Origin of the sequence: Pseudomonas sp. Tn43, from assembly GCF_014192635.1 — a bacterium.
Lineage (GTDB): Bacteria > Pseudomonadota > Gammaproteobacteria > Pseudomonadales > Pseudomonadaceae > Aquipseudomonas.
The window spans coordinates 280,183-298,494 of record NZ_JACHYG010000003.1 but is presented as its reverse complement, the minus strand read 5'-3'; the positions used below and the strand labels follow the sequence as shown (position 1 = coordinate 298,494).

At 52.5% G+C, this 18,312-nt stretch carries 19 protein-coding genes; 7 read left to right on the top strand and 12 right to left on the bottom strand.

Going from position 1 to position 18,312, the window contains the following annotated elements:
- The first annotated feature begins 117 nt into the window (after nucleotides 1–117).
- On the top strand, nucleotides 118–1,242 hold the full coding sequence (locus FHW68_RS09875; RefSeq protein ID WP_183680200.1) for a GNAT family N-acetyltransferase: 1,125 nt from the start codon (nucleotides 118–120) through the stop codon (nucleotides 1,240–1,242).
- A 40-nt stretch (nucleotides 1,243–1,282) separates the two neighbouring features.
- Here FHW68_RS09875 and FHW68_RS09870 read toward each other — a convergent pair whose 3' ends face one another.
- The 8 genes from FHW68_RS09870 to FHW68_RS09835 form a co-directional block, all read right to left on the bottom strand.
- The gene (locus tag FHW68_RS09870) at nucleotides 1,283–1,972 is read right to left on the bottom strand and encodes a thymidylate kinase (protein WP_095630909.1); all 690 of its coding nucleotides are present in this window, start codon (nucleotides 1,970–1,972) and stop codon (nucleotides 1,283–1,285) included.
- Nucleotides 1,969–3,105: a radical SAM protein gene (locus FHW68_RS09865; RefSeq protein WP_183680198.1), complete on the bottom strand. Its 1,137-nt coding sequence runs from the start codon at nucleotides 3,103–3,105 to the stop codon at nucleotides 1,969–1,971. The genes FHW68_RS09870 and FHW68_RS09865 overlap by 4 nt, the downstream gene beginning before the upstream one ends.
- Before the next feature lie 31 nt (nucleotides 3,106–3,136).
- On the bottom strand, nucleotides 3,137–3,973 hold the full coding sequence (locus FHW68_RS09860) for an inositol monophosphatase family protein (protein ID WP_095630907.1): 837 nt from the start codon (nucleotides 3,971–3,973) through the stop codon (nucleotides 3,137–3,139).
- Nucleotides 3,974–3,978: 5 nt separating this feature from the next.
- Entirely contained in the window at nucleotides 3,979–5,028 is a 1,050-nt protein-coding gene (locus FHW68_RS09855) for a hypothetical protein (RefSeq protein WP_183680196.1), read from the bottom strand.
- Nucleotides 5,029–5,107: 79 nt separating this feature from the next.
- The gene (locus FHW68_RS09850) at nucleotides 5,108–6,391 is read right to left on the bottom strand and encodes an MATE family efflux transporter (protein ID WP_095630905.1); all 1,284 of its coding nucleotides are present in this window, start codon (nucleotides 6,389–6,391) and stop codon (nucleotides 5,108–5,110) included.
- 35 nt (nucleotides 6,392–6,426) lie between these two features.
- Entirely contained in the window at nucleotides 6,427–7,485 is a 1,059-nt protein-coding gene (locus FHW68_RS09845; protein ID WP_095630904.1) for a hypothetical protein, read from the bottom strand.
- Between the two features lie 296 nt (nucleotides 7,486–7,781).
- The gene (locus FHW68_RS09840) at nucleotides 7,782–8,387 is read right to left on the bottom strand and encodes a pyridoxamine 5'-phosphate oxidase family protein (RefSeq protein ID WP_183680194.1); all 606 of its coding nucleotides are present in this window, start codon (nucleotides 8,385–8,387) and stop codon (nucleotides 7,782–7,784) included.
- Nucleotides 8,388–8,405: 18 nt separating this feature from the next.
- The gene (locus tag FHW68_RS09835; protein ID WP_095630902.1) at nucleotides 8,406–8,891 is read right to left on the bottom strand and encodes a GNAT family N-acetyltransferase; all 486 of its coding nucleotides are present in this window, start codon (nucleotides 8,889–8,891) and stop codon (nucleotides 8,406–8,408) included.
- 141 nt (nucleotides 8,892–9,032) lie between these two features.
- On the opposite strand from FHW68_RS09835, the gene FHW68_RS09830 reads away from it, so the two are divergent.
- The 3 genes from FHW68_RS09830 (at nucleotide 9,033) to FHW68_RS09820 (ending at nucleotide 11,228) form a co-directional block, all read left to right on the top strand.
- Nucleotides 9,033–9,458: an SgcJ/EcaC family oxidoreductase gene (locus tag FHW68_RS09830; RefSeq protein WP_183680192.1), complete on the top strand. Its 426-nt coding sequence runs from the start codon at nucleotides 9,033–9,035 to the stop codon at nucleotides 9,456–9,458.
- A 113-nt stretch (nucleotides 9,459–9,571) separates the two neighbouring features.
- Nucleotides 9,572–9,916, top strand: a complete 345-nt coding sequence (locus FHW68_RS09825; protein ID WP_095630900.1) for a YciI family protein — start codon at nucleotides 9,572–9,574, stop codon at nucleotides 9,914–9,916.
- Nucleotides 9,917–9,992: 76 nt separating this feature from the next.
- Nucleotides 9,993–11,228, top strand: coding sequence for an RNA polymerase sigma factor (locus FHW68_RS09820; protein WP_183680190.1), 1,236 nt, complete (start codon nucleotides 9,993–9,995; stop codon nucleotides 11,226–11,228).
- 123 nt (nucleotides 11,229–11,351) lie between these two features.
- On the opposite strand, the gene FHW68_RS09815 is transcribed toward FHW68_RS09820, so the two are convergent.
- Nucleotides 11,352–12,206, bottom strand: a complete 855-nt coding sequence (locus FHW68_RS09815; protein ID WP_183680188.1) for a LysR family transcriptional regulator — start codon at nucleotides 12,204–12,206, stop codon at nucleotides 11,352–11,354.
- 91 nt (nucleotides 12,207–12,297) lie between these two features.
- On the opposite strand from FHW68_RS09815, the gene FHW68_RS09810 reads away from it, so the two are divergent.
- The 3 genes from FHW68_RS09810 (at nucleotide 12,298) to FHW68_RS09800 (ending at nucleotide 15,174) form a co-directional block, all read left to right on the top strand.
- Nucleotides 12,298–12,768, top strand: a complete 471-nt coding sequence (locus tag FHW68_RS09810; protein ID WP_183680185.1) for a multidrug/biocide efflux PACE transporter — start codon at nucleotides 12,298–12,300, stop codon at nucleotides 12,766–12,768.
- A gap of 197 nt (nucleotides 12,769–12,965) precedes the next feature.
- Nucleotides 12,966–14,591 carry a methyl-accepting chemotaxis protein gene (locus FHW68_RS09805; RefSeq protein ID WP_183680184.1) on the top strand — a complete coding sequence of 542 codons (1,626 nt, stop codon included), beginning with the start codon at nucleotides 12,966–12,968 and terminating at the stop codon, nucleotides 14,589–14,591.
- 217 nt (nucleotides 14,592–14,808) lie between these two features.
- Nucleotides 14,809–15,174, top strand: coding sequence for a hypothetical protein (locus tag FHW68_RS09800; RefSeq protein WP_183680182.1), 366 nt, complete (start codon nucleotides 14,809–14,811; stop codon nucleotides 15,172–15,174).
- 2 nt (nucleotides 15,175–15,176) lie between these two features.
- On the opposite strand, the gene FHW68_RS09795 is transcribed toward FHW68_RS09800, so the two are convergent.
- The 3 genes from FHW68_RS09795 to FHW68_RS09785 form a co-directional block, all read right to left on the bottom strand.
- Nucleotides 15,177–16,355 (bottom strand): GAF domain-containing sensor histidine kinase, encoded by a 1,179-nt coding sequence (locus FHW68_RS09795; protein ID WP_183680180.1) that lies wholly within the window; start codon nucleotides 16,353–16,355, stop codon nucleotides 15,177–15,179.
- A 168-nt stretch (nucleotides 16,356–16,523) separates the two neighbouring features.
- Nucleotides 16,524–16,829, bottom strand: a complete 306-nt coding sequence (locus FHW68_RS09790; RefSeq protein ID WP_183680178.1) for a PepSY domain-containing protein — start codon at nucleotides 16,827–16,829, stop codon at nucleotides 16,524–16,526.
- 192 nt (nucleotides 16,830–17,021) lie between these two features.
- On the bottom strand, nucleotides 17,022–18,149 hold the full coding sequence (locus tag FHW68_RS09785; RefSeq protein ID WP_183680176.1) for a glycerophosphodiester phosphodiesterase: 1,128 nt from the start codon (nucleotides 18,147–18,149) through the stop codon (nucleotides 17,022–17,024).
- Between the last annotated feature and the right edge of the window lie 163 nt (nucleotides 18,150–18,312).

Genomic DNA, 18,312 nt, shown 5'->3' with positions numbered 1-18,312 from the left:
CTTCATCCGTTAAAGCTCCTCTCGTTTTAACCCCGCTTCGGCGGGGTTTTTTTTCGGGTCAGGCATCAGATAAGCGATACTCCTCCCATCTGTAGAAAATGATGCTCGGGGATACCAATGCCGCTGCAACGTCTGGAAAGTCTGTCCGAAATCGCGCCACATACCTGGGACGTGCTGGTACCGCAAACTCAGCCGTTTCTGCGTCATGCCTTTCTGAGTGCGCTGGAAGACAGCGCCAGCCTCGGCCCGCATTCCGGCTGGCAGCCCGAGCATCTGTTGCATGTTGAAGGCGATCGCCTGATCGCCGCGCTGCCCAGTTACCGAAAATGGCATTCCTACGGCGAGTACGTGTTCGACCATGCCTGGGCCGAAGCCTGTGAGCGTGCCGGCATCGACTATTACCCCAAGCTGTTGACGGCGGTGCCGTTCAGCCCGGTCAGCGGGCCGCGATTGCTGGCGGCGACGATCGAGGACGGTTTCGAACTCCTGCAGAGCCTGCCGGGTTATCTGGAAATCGAAGGCCTCTCCAGCGCCCATATCAACTTCACCGATTCATTCACCGACGCGGCATTGGCCCAACAGCCTGGCTGGTTGCAGCGCATTGGCTGTCAGTACCATTGGCAGAACCGCGGTTATCGGGATTTTCAGGACTTCCTCGACGCTCTCAGTTCGCGCAAACGCAAGCAAATGCGCAAGGAGCGTGAGCAAGTGGCGGGGCAGGGCATCGACTTCGAATGGCTGGAAGGACGGCAACTGGATCAGGCGCAATGGGACTTTGTGTATGCGTGCTACGCCAATACCTACGCGGTGCGTCGTCAGGCGCCGTACCTGACGCGGGAGTTTTTCAGTCTGTTGGCCGAGCGCATGCCGGAATCGATTCGTGTGGTTTTGGCTAAACAAGGCTCACGACCGGTGGCCATGGCCTTCAGCCTGGTCGGTGGCGACAGCTTCTATGGCCGTTACTGGGGCTGCCTGGCGGAGTTTGATCGCCTGCACTTCGAGACCTGTTTCTATCAAGGTATGGATTACGCGATTGCCAACGGCTTCCAGCGTTTCGACGCCGGCGCACAGGGCGAGCACAAGTTGATTCGTGGCTTTGAGCCGGTGATTACCCATTCCTGGCATTACCTGCGCCACCCGGGCTTGAAGTCGGCGGTGAAAGACTTCCTTGAGCGTGAGCGGGTCGGGGTGATGGGGTATGCGGAAGAGGCGAAGACTGCCTTGCCTTACCGGCAAGGCTGATCTTCGCACACTGAAGATTGCAGCCCTCATCTGCTGTGCTCTATGTTTTGCTGAATATATTTTTTACTGCACTCACCGCTCTATCGAGTACGGCTTCCTCACTAAGGTCGGTCGTATCGATCCTTACCCAATTTGCCAAACCGCATTGTTCATAACTGGATCGAACTCGATTTTGATACGCGATGAAACTTTTAAGTCGATCTTCATTACCGCCATCATAGGCCCCACTCTCGCTAAGACGAAAAGATCCTTTTCTTTTCGCTGCAAGAACTGGGTCGACATCCAAAAAAATGACGGCATCAGGTTTTCTAATTGTTGAAAATATCGCTAATGCCTCTTCAGCCAAGTATGTTTCTTTAAGTAAAAAGCGTGCCAGGTATTTGTAGTACCAACCATCTGCTATGCAACTATTACCAGCCTTCATCAACGGCCTGATGGCGGCATAATCTGTGGCTTGAAACCACGCGGCAATTAAGCTTATCCAATGCCTGTCGCCTAATTGGTCCAGAGGGGCATTGTCCGGGTAATCCCAAAGGATTTCACGTATGCGGGACATATGAAACTCCGTATGCCCTGATGATACAGGTGGTCGATTTTTATCTATATAATTCAATTTGGGATAGGACTCAAAAACCTTGTCATATGTTGCCCTTGCAACTGTAGATTTTCCTGCGCCGTCAGTGCCTTCAAATGCGATAAATATAGCTTTCCTCGCAGTTGGCAAATTCATAAAAATCCTCCCAAATAGGCTTCGGTATCTAACGAGTTTCTCCCGCTCCCCTCAATTAATGGTTGAAACCCTTCTTTGCGATATATTTCTGACATTTTCTTTCCAAGCTTCATTAGGAAATCTACTGAGGGTCGCTGCCTGTTATAATATTGCGAGCCGGCGTCAGGGTGAAATGCAGCAACAGCAGGTACAACTCCCATATCTCCAAAATACTCGATGCCCTCAATAATTGACTCTAGTGGCTCCATGCCGGCGACAAATCCTGCATATACGTTGCCACGACCTAAAACATCCACTGCGGCCTCAAAAGCGGCTAAGAAACGTTCGCGGGTATAATCACGAGCTTTCCCTGGGCAAATTTCTGAAAATAAATCCGGGTTGAATACCTCTAGGCTCATTGACATATTGTTGCCAATTTTCTTGAATCGATCAAAAAGACGAAAGTCCTTAGGAGGCATAGAAATTAAGTGATACTCTAAACTGCTTTGCAGGTTTGTATTTTTTACCTGTTCCAGTAAATCCAAATGTATTGAGTATCCTTTGTCATAGTTTGGAATTGTGCCACCGTTTAATAGCACTCTCTTATATCGACCATTTTCCTCCTTGATGGCCATAGTTACTGCTTCGCCCGCTATATCGCCCTTTATTCGCATTTTGTGATCAGACAGGGTTTCTCTTGCTGATCCCAAAGAGCAGAACTTGCATTCATTTCCATCATTAAAGTAATAACAGTGACCAGGGGAAAAAATTCCGAGTGTCGAATCTCCATAGGCGGTGATATGTTTCTCAAAGAGCTCGCCATTGCTCAAATATTTTCCATAAGATCTAGGTCTATTTGGAAATGTAATTCTCATCGTTCTATTTCCATGCTTGAGCACAGGAGTTTCTTGCTCTAAGGTTATGCGGTAGTCTGAGTCCGGATTGTAATTTGCAGCTGCGATAATCTGCCTGTCAAGAATGATTTCTTGCGGCGTGCGAGTGCTCGAATTAAGAATGATGCTGTCACCTGTCCCATAGGGTCGTCTTTTTTCGATGTGATCTGTTCGAGCTTGATAATATTCTAGAAAGTCCTTGGTGAAACTTACCCCATTGCACAATAATTCAAGTTTCAGACTTACAGTTTCGATTAGCATGCTGCTTGTCTCCAGTTAAGTTGATCTTGCACTACAGAAAAAGTCGTATCAGTTTTGCGGAGGATAAGGCAATCAAAGTTCCGTTGTCTGAAAGAGAAGCCGGCGAAGGAGGTAGGGGAAGTCTAGAGTGTCCTGTCCTATCAAATAGCGCACCTCCTGCTTCTCTCAAAATCAACTCTGCTGCGGCAATATCGCAACTACGCTCATGTCCTGGTGTGTCGATATCAATAAAGGCATCAAGAACTCCTGCAGCAATAAGGCAAATTTCCAATGAGGAACATGAGTAAACGCGGACTTTACTTGCTATCCATATAAGCTTTTCAATTATAACTTTCTCTCTATCCTCTTTGGGACGGTGGAAAGAAATACACATGTCTTCCATACGATTAACTTTACGAGTCTGAAGTCTTTTTACAATAATCGATGACTGAAGATAAGCTCCCTCACCTAATGCGGCGGTATATACTAAATCTCTTGAAAAATCATAAATCCAACCAAAGACATAGGCTCCCTCATGGTAAAGTGCCACGCTAGATGTATAAGCAGGAAATCCTAAAACTGCGTTGTGCGTTCCATCTAGAGGGTCTATAAGCAGGTAGAAATCTCCAATATCACCATATGTGACCGCTGAAGTGTTCTCTTCAGAATATATCGTGACTCGTATGCTTATCTTAGAAAGACAGTCATATAGTATTCTCTGGCAATCTAAGTCGTACGGGGTTTGCGAGTTATCCCAACGGTTGTTTCTTGTGTTGGAATCTGGGAGGCAAGCCAGGGTTCCCGCCCAATAACGACGTAATTGTTTTCTAGCCTCGTAGAGGCATTCTTCTAACTCGGGAACGTGCTCGCGTCTAAATAATGGTCTCATATCGACTATTCCATTATTAATTGTATGTGCCAATGGTCCCTGTCTAATCGTGGGGCATGAGACTTGACTTCAAATAGTTTTCCAGCATAAACAGCGTAATCCGCGCTCATGAAGGCGCTGAGTGATTTTGGGAATAGCGCTACAGTTTTGACTTCGACGTCATAACCAAATTTTTTTCTAATCATATTTGCCGCCTGCCTGAGACTACCTCCGGTATAGGCTTTATCTATAATCAGCCACGGTCCGTCCGATGAGGTGGGGGTAGGGAAAATATCTTGAAAAGCGTCATCTCTACTCAGAAGGCTAGAGTCGTTTTGCCGATGCACTTCAGAAAAGAAAATATTATGATCTCCAGTTGCCGCCAAGTAGCCAAGGGCAAGCGGTAATCCCGCCGATAGTAAAAATAGTTTATTTTTTGCAATTTTTTCGAGTTTGGACCAAATTGCATGATCCTCGTAAACAAATCTTGTGTTGAGAATGGAACTACTGTCCCAATGTTCATGGGATATATATTTGCTATAGAAGGCGCAGAATCTATTATGGAATTCCATGGTTTCATTATTTGTATTTATAAGTAATCTGCTCTTGGTAATGCCTCGACTAGTTTCTTTCGTGAGAACTGAGAATTTATCATTATGAAGGTGTGCAAATGCCTCGCTAATAAGTGATTTTTTCAAATTGCCAAGGATCGGTTTTGATGGGCCAGAAATGGCTATTTCTGGAGATAGCCCATCTCCTTTGATTCTACGTACCTCTCTTAATTTGATTTTGTTTGTGCTTAAGTTTAAGTGGTTCCATATAAGCACGATGTTTTCATCGGACATGCCATTATAAATTGGCTCGAGGTTGCTCAAGTCACAGATCATTTCTTCTGGGTGTCTGAGATCGAAAGAAGCCCTTTGAAGATGGCAGCCATCAAGTATGGCGTTACGATAAGTGTAATAGTCGCTGGTTTGTACACCGCTCAATGTTCGCCAACCATGATGCTCGCTAATGATAGTTATGGACTTGGTGCGCTGATTTAGTGAGGGTGGAACGGGATTTGCGTGATTCATAGTTGCGTCCTCGAGATAATGTGCAAGATTGAAAACTCACTTTAAACATCGAGCTTTATACCGCATCTAATCTAATGCCTTATCCAGATAAAATGCTTCCTAGGCGCCAAAGTAGAAACAACATCAAAAAAAACGAACAAAACACTAGTGCTAGGAATATGGAGTTGACGCTATGTTCATAAAACGATAGTAGTCCGACAGAAAGAATTAAGCCAAGGATATTGAGTAGCAATATAGTAAATAGCGTGGGAACCCAAAAATCTCCCATACTTCTTAACGTCATTCGCGTCACAACATAAACGTATTCAAATACTAAAAATGGAATTGATGTCAGGATATTGCCCTCAATCATTCGCCTCGTCGTTGCATCGGACGTATAGATTGCTGATATATCTTCCTTTAAGAAAAAACAAGCTAGCAAAAATGGAGTCAGTATGAAGAAGCCGAACTTTACTCCTTGAGCATAGGCTGTGCTCAATGAATTGAAGTCCATTGCGGTATAGTGCCGTGCGACAACTATTCCAGTAGCATTTCCCGCTCCAATTGAGACCATGTATACGATGCTTAAAAAATGGAGCGACGCCTGATACGCGGATAAGCTTGTATCGTCTAAGCTTTTTGAGATGAAAGATAGAATGAAAAATAGCAAGCTTTCACCGCCAAAACAAAGTGCCATTGGGAGGCCATTAGTAAAGTAATTGACATATGCCGTGGCCGGGATGTTTCGTGAATGCCTAAATTGGGAGATATATTGATGGATTTTTAAATTAAAAAAAACGAACGCAAGGCCAGCAAAGAAACACCTTAAACCAGAATATGCGAGTACGAAGTGAGTTATATTTGTGTATGATTTCGTCGAAGCAAAAAAGATGCAGATTAAAGCAAGAGTGGCATTGAATAGCCATGTGTATATCAACTCGTATTGAGCTTTTTTGATAGCGTTGAAAAAATTGAAAATAACTATCTGTAAGTATAAGGCTGGAATGGAAAGTGAAAGTACTAGTAATACTTTGAGTTCTTCTAGGTTGCCGTTGTCTATAAATAGTATTGATGCGCCAGTGGTCAATATGTATATAGAAAAAACAATGATTGTGCCAAGTAGGATTGCAAGTCTAAATGAAATAATTAAATCGAGTTCAATGCTGTTCGCATTTAAGTCAGTCGACCCAGCTATTTTTACCAGCGATGTTGAGAAAAATCCAATACCTACTACTGTTATAAAAGAAATTAATGCCCATGCGAGTGAGGCATAGCTAAGTGAATCAACTATAAAATGTCCAATAAAGGAAAAGTAAAGTAGTGATGCAATCATCTCCCCAAGTCTGGAAAGTATCAGTGGAATAGCTATTCGGGTAATTTCCATGTTTGATCACCCGTGTTTGTTTGTAAGTCGCTCTTTCAATCCCATTCTTTAAGTAGGCTGATTAAAGAGGGTGTTCCTTCCGCAGCAAAATATTTTTTCCTGAAGTAGTACTCGCACATCGATATTTTGTGTTTTGTTTGTTTTCGTTTGTTGAATTCTTTATCCAGTGCGGAAAGAGACTTTTGTGTTGATGGGTAAATTTTGTATTTTTTTAGCAGTTCTTCGATTGCTAGAAATACCAGGTCCATATATTCCAGCGTTTCTTGAATGTATGATCGGCATTCAGCCTCTGTGACCGCCCCCTGTCTGGACAAGGTAAAGAATCTATTTTTAATTTCATCAAACCCATTAACTCTGAACATGTTTGAATAAACCCACTTGTAGTGCTTGTTTGTTGTGCCTGTTAAGTAGGTAAAGCTCATTGTTGTCTTTAGCATCATATCCCGGGCTATCTCACAACCCATCCAAAGGTTTCCCGACTGCCAACAGCCTTGAACATCCTGGAATGCATAAAATACGGGAAGTTTTTCACGATGAGCTACATAAATGTGTTTCTCCAGAGGTATCTCGGACTTCAATTGATTGAATTTCTCCTCGTTCTCCAATGCATGCCCAATTAATGATCTATGAATGACGTTGTTTTCAGTGTTTGACAACACTGGGCCATAGAGGAAGCGCTGATCATAAGTGATCTCATCAAATGCTTTCTCGATCTTCTTAATAATATCTTCCAGCTCGGAAAATGTTATATAGTCAGCATCAATGTGGATGCTGGTGTTACCGTAAAAATCTGTTGTGTTATGAACCTCTTCATCTTGGGAGATGTAGTGGTAGTTTATATCTGTAACCAAGGCGTGTTGGCTGTTTTTGATGTTGTTAGCTTTAGGTCGTTGATCGCATAGAATAATGCAGTCGATATCGGAATGAATGGTCCCAATCCCCTCGATTAAAGAACCTGAAATAACGAGAATGCTTGTGCTTTCTAAAAAAACTCTTTCGCGTAGATATTTTTTTGGGATTGAGATTTTTCCATCTAATATGGAGATTTCATTGTCAAATATTTTCGATTGCGAAGTTTTTATGAGCGCGGTCATTGCCTAATACTCCCTGTGCAATGGTTTTGTAAGTTGTGAGAGGCTTCACTCCAAAGGAATAGTGGCAAGTATTTTACTTGGGCCCGTCTCACCGCTCAGAAGTAATAGTACTCATGTACTGAACCCTAGTGTCGATATGCGCAGGTCGTCAATACTTATACAAAAAATCAGAAGTGTCTTACAGGGATTGATTTCCAGGTATTCAATCCAGGAAAGAAACTTTGTTTTTTCTTTGGAAGATTATTCCTACAGTTCATAGCCCGAGAGGTTGTAGGAGTAAAGTTGGGGGCGTCGTATCAGTAAAGACTATCTCGCACTCTCACCGGTGCTTCCCGGTCATACGCCTCGGCATCGAACAGTCCATCGTTCAGGCGCTTGTGAAATGCCCCGGCAGTCGGCAGCGCAGAGCGTTCGAGGTGTTTGTGCGGGTTCCACAGATCCGAACGCACAATCGCTTTCGAGCAGTGGAAATACGCCGCTTGCACCGTCACCAGCATCACCGTGCGCGCCGGTTTGCCATTGACTGCAAAACTCTCCAGCAACTCGGGCTCGGCGCTGATCTGGGCTGTGCCGTTGACCCGCAGTGTCTCGCCGATCCCCGGGATGATGAACAGCAGCGATACCCGCGAATCGAGCACGACATTGCGCAGCGTGTCGATGCGGTTGTTGCCCGGTCGATCCGGAATCGCCAGCGTGCGTTCATCGACGATCCGCACGAAACCCGGCGTATCGCCACGCGGCGAGCCGTCCAGGCCGTCGGGGCCTACCGAGCTGATAATCACCAGTGGCGAGGCGCGGACCATCGCCTGATAGTCCTCGTTTAGAAACGGGATCTGCTTGCGCACCGCGCGGTCATGGGGCAGGCCGTAGATCGCTTCCAGCGCTTCGATTGAATTCAACATCGTTCATCCCTTTACGAATCAGAAAACCAGCCCCATCCGCCGTTCATAACCGATCCGGCCTTTGTACGCTTCGCCGCTGTCGACAAAGCCGTATTTGGCATACAGCGCGATGGCCGATTCATTGTCCGCATCCACCGATAACTCCAGTCCTTTGATTTCCGGCCAGGCCTGGCGCGCCGCCTCGGGCAGGGCTTGCAGGCAGGCTTTGCCATAGCCTTTGCCCTGGGCTCGGCGATCAACTTGCAGGGCATGCAAAGTGGCGCTGTGTTCGTCGGCCCAGTCCGGCAGCACCGGCGGGCGCTTGAGCAGCAGGAAGGCCACCGGAGCATCCTCAACCAGCAGCGCGAAGCCTTTGACCCCGGGGCCAGGCTTGGACAGCAAAGTATGCAATGCACCATGAATGTCGCCGGAGAACCGGATTTGTTCGGCGTGGATTTCGATTGCCTCGACCTGTTGACGCTGCAGGGCGCTCAGGCTTTCGTAAGGAACGAGTCGGGCTGTCACTGGAGTGTCCTTTTTCCAACGGAAATGAGCTTCGGATTCTAGCGAATTTGCTCCCATGGATTATTTTTATTTCCGTTGTCGATTTGGCGGATCGTCAGTCGACTAAGGGTGTCTTCAACAAAAAAAACACGGAGAACCATCATGAATGCTCAGACCCAGATTCGTAGCCTGATCGATACCTATCGCCAGGCAGTCATGGCCAAGGACGTGGAAAAGGTCATGGCCCTGTACGCCGATGACATCGTTTCCTTCGACGCGGTCAAAGCCCTGCAATTCAAGGGCAAGGAGGCTTACCGGGCGCATTGGCAGGAATGCATGGAGATGTGCCCTGGCCCGCACATTTTCGAGTTCCACGAGGTCGACATCGTGTCGTCGCAGGAGATCGCTTTCGCTCACTGGCTGGCGCATTGCGGCGGCACCAATGAAAAGGGTGAAACCCAGGCCTGCTGGATGCGCGTCACCGCGTGCTACCGCCAGGAAGCGGGCTTATGGCAGATCGTTCACGAACATTGGTCGGCACCGTTCGACATGACGAGCGGCGCGACCCTGTTCAATCTGGAACCCTGACGCTCGATCTGATTCGTTGGGCTGTTTATCGGAAAGCAGCGCCAAAGCACCCATCTGCAGCCATAGTTGATCCGTTCGATCAGGGCACAGTCCCCAAGAAATGGAGAGCCCCCATGAAGTATTTATGCCTGGTCTACAGCAACGAGCACGAGTTGCACTCGCTGCCCGACAGCCCCAAGGACGCTGAATGCATGGCCTACGCCGAGTCGATCCAGGGCAGTGGGCGGATGCTCGCCGCCGAAGCGCTGGAGTCGGTACAGACCGCGACCACCGTGCGCATGCGCAACGGCAAGATGTCGATTACCGATGGTCCGTTCGCTGAAACCAAGGAGCAATTGGCTGGCTTCTATTTGATCGATGCCAAGGACCTCAATGAAGCCCTGCAGGTCGCCGGCAATATTCCGGCGGCCCGGGTCGGCTGTGTCGAGGTGCGGCCTGTTCGTCAGTTGAATCCTTGAATAACCGGTACAACGGGAGTGTTTTGATGAGTCTGCCATCCCAGCAACGAAAGCCCGCCGAAGGCACGCCGCACTGATGCCCGGCGAATCGGTACGGGCGCGAGTCGAGCAGGTCTACCGCGAAGAGTCGCGGCGGATTCTGGCGACTTTGATCCGTCTGCTCGGCGATTTCGACCTCGCCGAAGAAGCGCTGCACGAGGCGTTCTTCGTCGCGGTCGAACGCTGGCAGCGTGACGGTGTGCCGGACAACCCGCGCACCTGGCTCGTGTCCACCGGGCGCTTCAAGGCCATCGATGTGTTGCGCCGACGCGCGCGTTTTAATGCGTCCCGACCGATGTTGATCGCTCAACTGCAAGCGCTGGAGCAGGCTGACTGGAGTGACGAAGACGTGGAAGACGATCGCTTGCGGCTGATCTTCACCTGTTGTCACCCGGCATTGGCGGCGGACGCTCAAGTGCCGTTGACCCTGCGCGAAGTCTGCGACCTGACCACTGAGGAAATCGCCCGGGCTTTTCTCTCGGCGCCCGCCACTATCGCCCAGCGCATCGTGCGGGCCAAGGCGAAGATTCGTGACGCGAAAATCCCTTATCAGGTGCCCACACTGACGGAATTGCCCGAACGTCTCGACAGTGTGCTGCGGGTGATTTACCTGGTGTTCAATGAAGGCTACTCGGCGTCCATCGGCAACGAATTGACCCGCGAAGACCTGACGCGTGAAGCGATTCGTCTCGGCCGGTTGTTGATGGAATTGCTCCCCGAACCGGAGGTGATGGGGTTGCTGGCACTGATGCTGTTGCATGAGTCCCGGCGTCTGGCCAGGACTTCATCGAGCGGTGAACTGATTGTGCTGGATGAACAGGATCGCTCATTGTGGAACGCCGAGTTGATTGCCGAAGGTTGCGCATTGGTGGAGCGGGCGCTGACAACGCGGCGTTTCGGGCCTTATTGCCTGCAAGCGGCGATTGCGGCGGTGCATGCCGAAGCGCCCACGGCGGCGGAGACGGACTGGCCGCAGATTGTCGGTCTGTATGACGTGCTGCTGCGGGCCGTGCCGTCACCGGTGATCGAACTCAACCGCGCGGCGGCGCTGGCCAAACGCGATGGCCCGTTGGCGGGTTTGATGTTGGTCGAAGGGATTCTGGCGCGGGGCGAATTGCTGGATTACCACCTGGCGCATTCGGCGCGGGCAGAATTTTGCCGGCAGTTGGGGAGGGTGGATGAGGCGCGAGCGGCGTATGAGCGGGCGTTGGAATTGACGCAGCAAGTGCCGGAGCGGCGGTTTATCGAGGGGCGGCTGCGGGCGTTGGAGTGATGTGATCTTGCGGGCCCCTTCGCGGGCAAGCCTCGCTCCTACAGGATTGAGTTGATCACACCTCTGCGACTCGACCCGAATCTGTAGGAGCGAGGCTTGCCCGCGAAGGGGCCCGCAAGACCTTCACTCCAACATCTTGCCAAGCAACCAACTCCCCGCCGGCCCCGGTGGATGCAGCCGCGACCACAGCGCATCGACGTACACCGTTTTCGGCCAGCCGCGCCCATTCAGTTCCACCAATGAGCCAGCCCCGAACCGCCCCACCAACCACCGAGGCAACGGCGCCCAGCCGAATCCGCCCTGGGCCATTTCCAGCAGCATCAGGTAACTGGGTGCCGACCAGACACGTCCCTTCGCCCGGCTTTCATACGGATTGACGATCGTCGCCAGACGCAGCTCACGGTGCTGTTGCAGCACGTCCTGATCGATGTCGGTCAGTTTCGCCAACGGGTGAGCGTGGGACACGAACAGAGCGATTTCCGTGCGCTCGTCCACCGTCGAACTGACCAGGTCTGGTGGGTAACTGTCCTGCTTCTCGGCGAAGGCAACGTGCGCTCGACCCCGTTGCACCAATGCCACCAAGTCATCGCATTCGGCGATCAGGCATTCCAGTTCCAGGTCGGGATAGCGCTGCTCAAAAGCACTGAGCGCTGCTTCAAAACGGTCGGACTGATAGGTGTCGGATATTGCCACCGTCAGCTTCGGCTCGACGCCTTGGGACAGTTGGCTGGCGGTCATTTCCAGACGGCTGGTGGCGGCCAGAATTTCTTCGGCCCGTTGCAACATGACATGCCCGGCCGGGGTCAGGCTCGGTTTGCGGCTGCTGCGGTCGAAGAGGACGAGATCAAGGTCGATTTCCAGGCTGGCCACCGCGGCGCTGATGGTCGACTGACTGCGACCGAGCTTGCGCGCCGCGGCGGAAAACGAACCTTGAGTCGCCGCCTGGACAAACGCCAGCAGCACTTCGTGGGAAGCCATGAACTATCGCCTTGGTCGATGGTTATTGGTTATGAAGTATCGGCGTGACCACCGATCATGGCAACCACAGTCACTCAGGGGAGTCCTGGCCATGAACGCCAACAAATCCATCACTGAACGAATTTTTCAGGCCATCGGTTTCGAACTGCTGGCGATATTGATCTGTACCCCGCTGCTGGCCTGGATCATGGACAAACCCATGCTGGAAATGGGTGCGGTCACCCTGGCCATTGCAGCCCTGGCGCTGGCTTGGAACGTGGTCTTCAACGGCCTGTTCGACCGGTTGCTCAAGCGCTTGGCGATTGTGCGTAGCGCTTGGGTGCGTGGGGTGCATGCGCTGTTGTTCGAAGGCGGCCTGGTGGCGTTCGGTGTGCCGTTGATTGCCTGGTGTTTGCAGGTCAGCCTGTGGCAGGCATTGCTGCTGGACATCGGCGTGCTGCTGTTTTTCCTGCCCTACACCTACGTGTACCACTGGGGTTATGACGTGATGCGTGAGCGGCTGGTGGTGCGCAGGGCTTGCGAGGTTGGTTCGCTTGAGCCGCATCATCGCAATCTGCCTTGAAGGTTTTGTGCCAGGAGGGCGCCGCAAATCCGGCCTCTTACCGATGGTCGGAAGGGCTCAAGAAAGGCTCTGGCCCGCCGATGACGCTGATGTCGATCTTGCGATGCTGGTGGTGAACCAGCGTCGCTGACAGGGATGTCCGGACATCTTGCACGCCACTTGGGCGTGCCTTATCCCTGTCATGAGATACCACTCGAATGTTTTTGCAAAAATCCCTGAGAGCGCAAATCCTCGCCCTGTTGAGCGGCAGCCTGTTGGCGATGTTGCTGATCGCTTTGGCCTGCTTTCACTTCCTGTCCAATGGCGTTCAGAACTACGCGAACCTGATTGAAGGTCCGTTGCACACCTCGCAATTGATCGATGAAGCCAACCTGCAATTCAAGGTGCAGGTTCAGGAGTGGAAAAACGTTCTGCTGCGCGGCAAGGAACCTGCGAACCTGGACAAATACTGGAAGCAGTTCGAGGACCGTCAGCGCGATGTGCAGGGCATCCTCGGTGAACTGGCCGGGCAGAAGGGCATCGAGCCGCAACTCAAGACTCGCATCGAACGCCTGCGTGAAGAGCATCGTGTATTAGGGGTGGCCTATCAGAAGGGCCGTGACGCCTACGTGGCCGCCGGTGCCGACCCGACAGCCGGCGACAACGCGGTCAAGGGTGTGGACCGTGCAGCCAGTGAGCAGATGAGCGAGTTGGTCAGTGAGTTGCGCAAGCAGGGCACCGAGCAATCGAAGCTGATCAGCGCCAGCGCCGATCGGACGGTGTGGTTGGGGCTTGTGGTGATGCTGGTATCGGGCCTGCTGATTGGCCTGTTGAGTCTGTGGCTGGTCAACCGCAACCTGGTGGAACCGATTCGCAAGCTGATCGACTACGTGGCACAACTCAGCCAAGGGCGCTTCGCCGAGCGCGTGGCCAGCCATCGTCAGGATGAATTGGGCAACCTGGCGAGAGCCGCCAACACCTTGCGCGATTTCCTCGCCGAAACCTTCAACCGTTTGCAGCGCAGCGCGACGGATCTGGACAGCGCCAGCGGTGAGCTGAATTCGATTGCCGGCCTCATGGCCAGCGGCACCAACGAGCAATTCAATCGCACCGATCAAGTGGCCACGGCGATGAACGAAATGTCCGCCACCGCGCAAGAAGTCGCGCGCCACGCAGCGGACGCGGCACGGGCGGCCGATGACGCCGATCAATCCGCCCAGCAGGGCGAAAAAGTCATGCAGGGCACCATTCACACCATCACCCAAATGCGCGGCGAAATCGCTAACACCGCCACGGTCATCCGTCGTCTGGAAGCCGACAGCGGGCGCATCGGTAAAGTGCTGGAAGTGATTCGCGGCATCGCCGAGCAGACCAACCTGCTGGCGCTCAATGCCGCCATCGAAGCGGCCCGTGCCGGTGAAGCCGGGCGTGGTTTTGCGGTGGTCGCCGATGAAGTGCGCAGCCTGGCCCAGCGCACGGCAGCGTCGATCATCGAGATCAACCAGATCATTCAAACCGTGCAAACCGGTGCGATGGACGCGGCCCAGGCGATCGAAAGCGGCCAGTCGCGCAGCGAAGAAAGCGTCGAGCAAGTGACCCAGGCCGGCGCCATGCTCGAGCGCATCACCCATGCCGTGGAAGCCATTCGTGACATGAACCGCCAGATCGCCACCGCCGCCGAAGAACAGACGTCAGTGGCCGAAGACATTTCGCGCAACCTCACCGAAATCACCAGCATCGCCAGTACCAACCTGGACAACGTGCAGCGCACCGAAGCGGCAAGCCACAATCTGCATGGCTTGTCGGGGCAATTGAATGAAGTGACGGCGCGGTTGAGTGCCTAGTGAAATGGGCAATATGCCCGGCGCGCTTTTCAGCACGTCCGCCTGAAAATTAAGGCATACGCAATGCTCAGGTGACCGTTGATCGAATACGTTCGGTTGCGTCACCTGATTCAGCCGCAACCTGTAATTTCTGACAGTAGACAAGTTTTTTCACGCAGCGCTACATAACGCCTGGCGCGCCTATTTGACCCGCCAGTACTTTCACAAGGAGGTTGCGATGATCGAAACATTGAGCCCAATGACACTTGTCGGCGGTCAGATTGTTGTTCTTTACGTTAACCAGGCAGACCCGCTGATTCCGAAAGTGGTCGTTCCGGCACGTGAACATTTTAAAGCAGGCGAAAGAATCACAGTATCGTGCGGCAACATCGAGGTTGCCTCTCACGTCTATCGAGAAGGTGATTCCTTTCCTGTGCACGTTTCTTTGAGTAAAGAGAAACTCGCTCTAATCGCTGGCACGGGGGAGTTTTTCTACGTGATCAAACATCTGGACGGAACGACCTCCACCTCAGATTCTTTCCGTTGCAAGGTGGAGGTATTTAACAGCCAATCGTCCGTCAGCCACGCTAACGGAGAGCGTTGAGGCTACTGTGCCAACGCCAGCGTAAACATGAACTCCGTCCCCTCGGACGGAGTTGATTTCACATCAAGCCGCCCCCCATGAGACTGCGCAATCTGACTGGCAATGTACAACCCTAGCCCGAGCCCGGCCTGCGGTGATCCGCCAGTTGGCTTCGAGTAGGGCTGGAACAGGTGCGGTAGCGCATCCTCGGCAATCAGCCCCTGGTTCTTCACGCTCAACACAAAGTGTCCTTCCTTGACCTTTGCACTGACTTCGATCGGGCCGTGGGGATCTCCATGGACAACGGCGTTTGCTACCAGATTGGATAGCAATTGCGCGACCCGTTCGCGATCGCAACTGATGTTGTTCAAGTCGCCAATCGACGACTGAATGATGCGTTTGGGGTGAATGCTCTGGATCTCGGAAATCACGTGCCGCAACGCATCTCTCAGGTCTGGGCATGGCTCGATGTTCACCGGGATGCCTCGGCCCAATGACCCCCGGGCAAAGTCCAGCACATCGTCCACCAGTTTGGTTGCCCGTCGGGCGCTGGTGAGGATGTGTCGGGCGCGCTGCTCATTGGCGGGGTCGGAAAGTTTGCGCAGGAGCATTTCGGCGCCGGCGCTGATGGCGAACAAGGGGTTGCGCAGGTCATGGCCAAGCACGGCGATGAACTGTTCGCGCAGTTCGGCGGTTCGGCGTTCCTGGACCAGCGCCGCTTCGGTCTGTTGCCGGGTTTCTTCTGCTTCGATTTGCAGCGCGAGCATTCGGGCGAACGATTCCATGGTGCTCAGGATTGTGCTGGACTTGAGCGGCGCAGGATGAGAGTCCAGGGCGCAGATGCTGCCGAAAAGACGTCCGTCGGTGCGCACAATCGGCACGGCAATGTAGCTTTCAAATGGACAGTTACTCAGCGTGTACTGATCGCGGTAGAGCGGATCTTCACTGGCGTTGTCGATGATCACCGAGCGCTGGTATTGGCGCACTTCGTTGCACAGGGTAGGCACCAGGTCCAGTTTATCGCCCACCTTCAAACCTGAATCCAGTCGATCAAGCACCGCGCAGGCTGTCCAGGAATCTTCAGTGACCCGGGCTACTGCCGCGAACCGCAAGCCGGTCAACTCACTGATCACCTGAAGAATCGCCGGCACCGCACTGATCCGGCCGATTGTGGTGATGTCTGCTGCCGCTGTTTGCCCCATATCCTTGGTTCTCTGCTTCAACGTGCCAAATGGTTTTTGTGATTTTTGAAGGATTCTAGCGGGCTTGTGTGAATTTTCGCGACTTCGTTCGTCGCTTCAGCGAACGGCCTGACGCCGAACGCAAAAAAGCCGCACGACCCGAAGATCGTGCGGCTTCTTGCAGATGAATCACTTGTCTTGTTTGTTGCTCAGAACCTTGCCGGTCGTGGCGTCGAGGTCCACGTCCCACTCGGTACCATCAGCCAAACGCAGTTCAACTTCATATTCGTAACCGTTGAAGTGGTTATCCAGGTCGGTATCAGTAATCGTGGCCCCCGGGTGTAACTTCAAGGCCGCCTGGTTCAGTTCTTCCAGGGATTTGATCTTGCCACTCTTGACCAGCTCGGGGATCTGGTCGACGCGAACGTCAGCCTGGGCCAGGCCAGCGGTGAGGGTCAGGGCAGCAGCGGTGAACAGGGCAGTTAACGTTTTCATGAAGTTCTTTCCTTGGGGTGAACTGTTTAAGTGGGATCAGATTAAACAGCGCAACTTAATTCACCCTTAATTACCTGTGGCGTCAGATTGAAAGCTTCGCGGGCAAGCCTCGCTCCTACAGGTCTTGTGCAGACCTTGTGGGAGCGTGGCTTGCCCGCGATGGGAACGACGCGGTGCAGAGCCTGGCGCCGATCAGTACCCGTTGTTCTGCAACAACTGCGCAACACTCGCCGCCGCCGGCCGCTTATAGAACTTCAGCAGTTCGCTGGCGCGGTTGGTGAAGATGCCATCGACACCCGCATCCATGACTTTCTGATAATCCACGGCGTCGTCGATAGTGTAGACGTGCACCAGCAAGCCCTGATCATGGGTGTACTGGTTCATCCACGGTTGCACCAGGTCGGAATAGCTCTGATCGCCACCCTTGGTCAGTGCGGCTGAAGGGCCTGTGCCGATAGCGCCCTGGGCCTTGGCGTAGTCAACCCATTGCTGGAATTCGGCTTTGTCTTTCGGTTCCTGCCTGGCGTAGTAGGTCGCTTTATCCTTGGCGCCGGATTCGGCGAACGTCACTTTGGATTTTGGCTCGATGCTGCCTTCACCCACCCACAACAGCAGGATTTTCGGCACTTTGGGCATTTCCTTCTGCAGCAGTTCGAGACTGCTCTTCTCGAAGGTTTGCAACACCACTTTACCTTTGCCCTGACCGACCGCCAGATTGCTCTTGGCCAGTTTTGAACCGGCCGGGCTCAGCCAGCCGCGATCCTGCAATTTATCCTTGAGGTCGCGCTCGATGCCGGGAAACTGCTTGGGCTCTTTGGTTTCGATGTACAGGCCTGGTTTGTGCAGCGGGTTGCCCTGGGCGATGTCGATGATTTCATCCAGGGTCAGAATTTTCAGGCCCGCATAGCCCGGGCGTGCGCGATCCGGGTAAGCGGCGTTGAACCAGCTGCCGGCGTCCAGGGTTTTGAGTTCGGCGATAGTGAACTCGTTGGCCAGGCTGTCCTTGCGCTCAGGGAACTTGGTGGCGACATCCGTGGTGCGTTGCAGGTTGTTGTCATGCAGGGCGAACAGCACGCCATCCTTGCTGCGTTGCAGGTCCAACTCCAGGTAATCGGCACCCAGATCACGGGCCAGTTTATAGGCCGCCGCAGTGGATTCCGGTGCGTCGAAAGACGCACCACGGTGGGCGATCACTGCCGGATGCGGAATGCCCAGACGGGTCGCCAGCGAGGTGGGGTTTGGCTCGTTGGTGGCCTGTGCCTGGCCGAGGCCGAGCATCAGGCTCAGCAGCAAGGCGCTCTTGGTGAAGTTGACAGGCATGCTCGAAGTCCTTTTGCGATGGGTTTTCAAAGACGTCTCTTTTAACAACTGAGCGCCACTTGCGCTATCGCCAGACCGACATAAACGTGTTTAAAGGAGTTTTTTCAGCGCATTTGTGCGGTTCTTTGCAGTACCCTTGGCCCCGGCCATTTCCCCGGCAGAG

Excerpts from the sequence above, each read along its gene's own strand:
- FHW68_RS09830 (WP_183680192.1), top strand. The coding sequence starts at position 9,033 with ATGAATGCTCAGACCCAGATTCGTAGCCTGATCGATACCTATCGCCAG.
- FHW68_RS09805 (WP_183680184.1), top strand. The coding sequence starts at position 12,966 with ATGTTTTTGCAAAAATCCCTGAGAGCGCAAATCCTCGCCCTGTTGAGC.
- FHW68_RS09800 (WP_183680182.1), top strand. The coding sequence starts at position 14,809 with ATGATCGAAACATTGAGCCCAATGACACTTGTCGGCGGTCAGATTGTT.
- FHW68_RS09870 (WP_095630909.1), bottom strand. The coding sequence starts at position 1,972 with ATGAATTTGCCAACTGCGAGGAAAGCTATATTTATCGCATTTGAAGGC.
- FHW68_RS09850 (WP_095630905.1), bottom strand. The coding sequence starts at position 6,391 with ATGGAAATTACCCGAATAGCTATTCCACTGATACTTTCCAGACTTGGG.
- FHW68_RS09820 (WP_183680190.1), top strand. The coding sequence starts at position 9,993 with ATGCCCGGCGAATCGGTACGGGCGCGAGTCGAGCAGGTCTACCGCGAA.
- FHW68_RS09845 (WP_095630904.1), bottom strand. The coding sequence starts at position 7,485 with ATGACCGCGCTCATAAAAACTTCGCAATCGAAAATATTTGACAATGAA.
- FHW68_RS09815 (WP_183680188.1), bottom strand. The coding sequence starts at position 12,206 with ATGGCTTCCCACGAAGTGCTGCTGGCGTTTGTCCAGGCGGCGACTCAA.
- FHW68_RS09810 (WP_183680185.1), top strand. The coding sequence starts at position 12,298 with ATGAACGCCAACAAATCCATCACTGAACGAATTTTTCAGGCCATCGGT.
- FHW68_RS09825 (WP_095630900.1), top strand. The coding sequence starts at position 9,572 with ATGAAGTATTTATGCCTGGTCTACAGCAACGAGCACGAGTTGCACTCG.
- FHW68_RS09865 (WP_183680198.1), bottom strand. The coding sequence starts at position 3,105 with ATGCTAATCGAAACTGTAAGTCTGAAACTTGAATTATTGTGCAATGGG.
- FHW68_RS09840 (WP_183680194.1), bottom strand. The coding sequence starts at position 8,387 with ATGTTGAATTCAATCGAAGCGCTGGAAGCGATCTACGGCCTGCCCCAT.
- FHW68_RS09785 (WP_183680176.1), bottom strand. The coding sequence starts at position 18,149 with ATGCCTGTCAACTTCACCAAGAGCGCCTTGCTGCTGAGCCTGATGCTC.
- FHW68_RS09855 (WP_183680196.1), bottom strand. The coding sequence starts at position 5,028 with ATGAATCACGCAAATCCCGTTCCACCCTCACTAAATCAGCGCACCAAG.
- FHW68_RS09875 (WP_183680200.1), top strand. The coding sequence starts at position 118 with ATGCCGCTGCAACGTCTGGAAAGTCTGTCCGAAATCGCGCCACATACC.
- FHW68_RS09860 (WP_095630907.1), bottom strand. The coding sequence starts at position 3,973 with ATGAGACCATTATTTAGACGCGAGCACGTTCCCGAGTTAGAAGAATGC.
- FHW68_RS09795 (WP_183680180.1), bottom strand. The coding sequence starts at position 16,355 with ATGGGGCAAACAGCGGCAGCAGACATCACCACAATCGGCCGGATCAGT.
- FHW68_RS09790 (WP_183680178.1), bottom strand. The coding sequence starts at position 16,829 with ATGAAAACGTTAACTGCCCTGTTCACCGCTGCTGCCCTGACCCTCACC.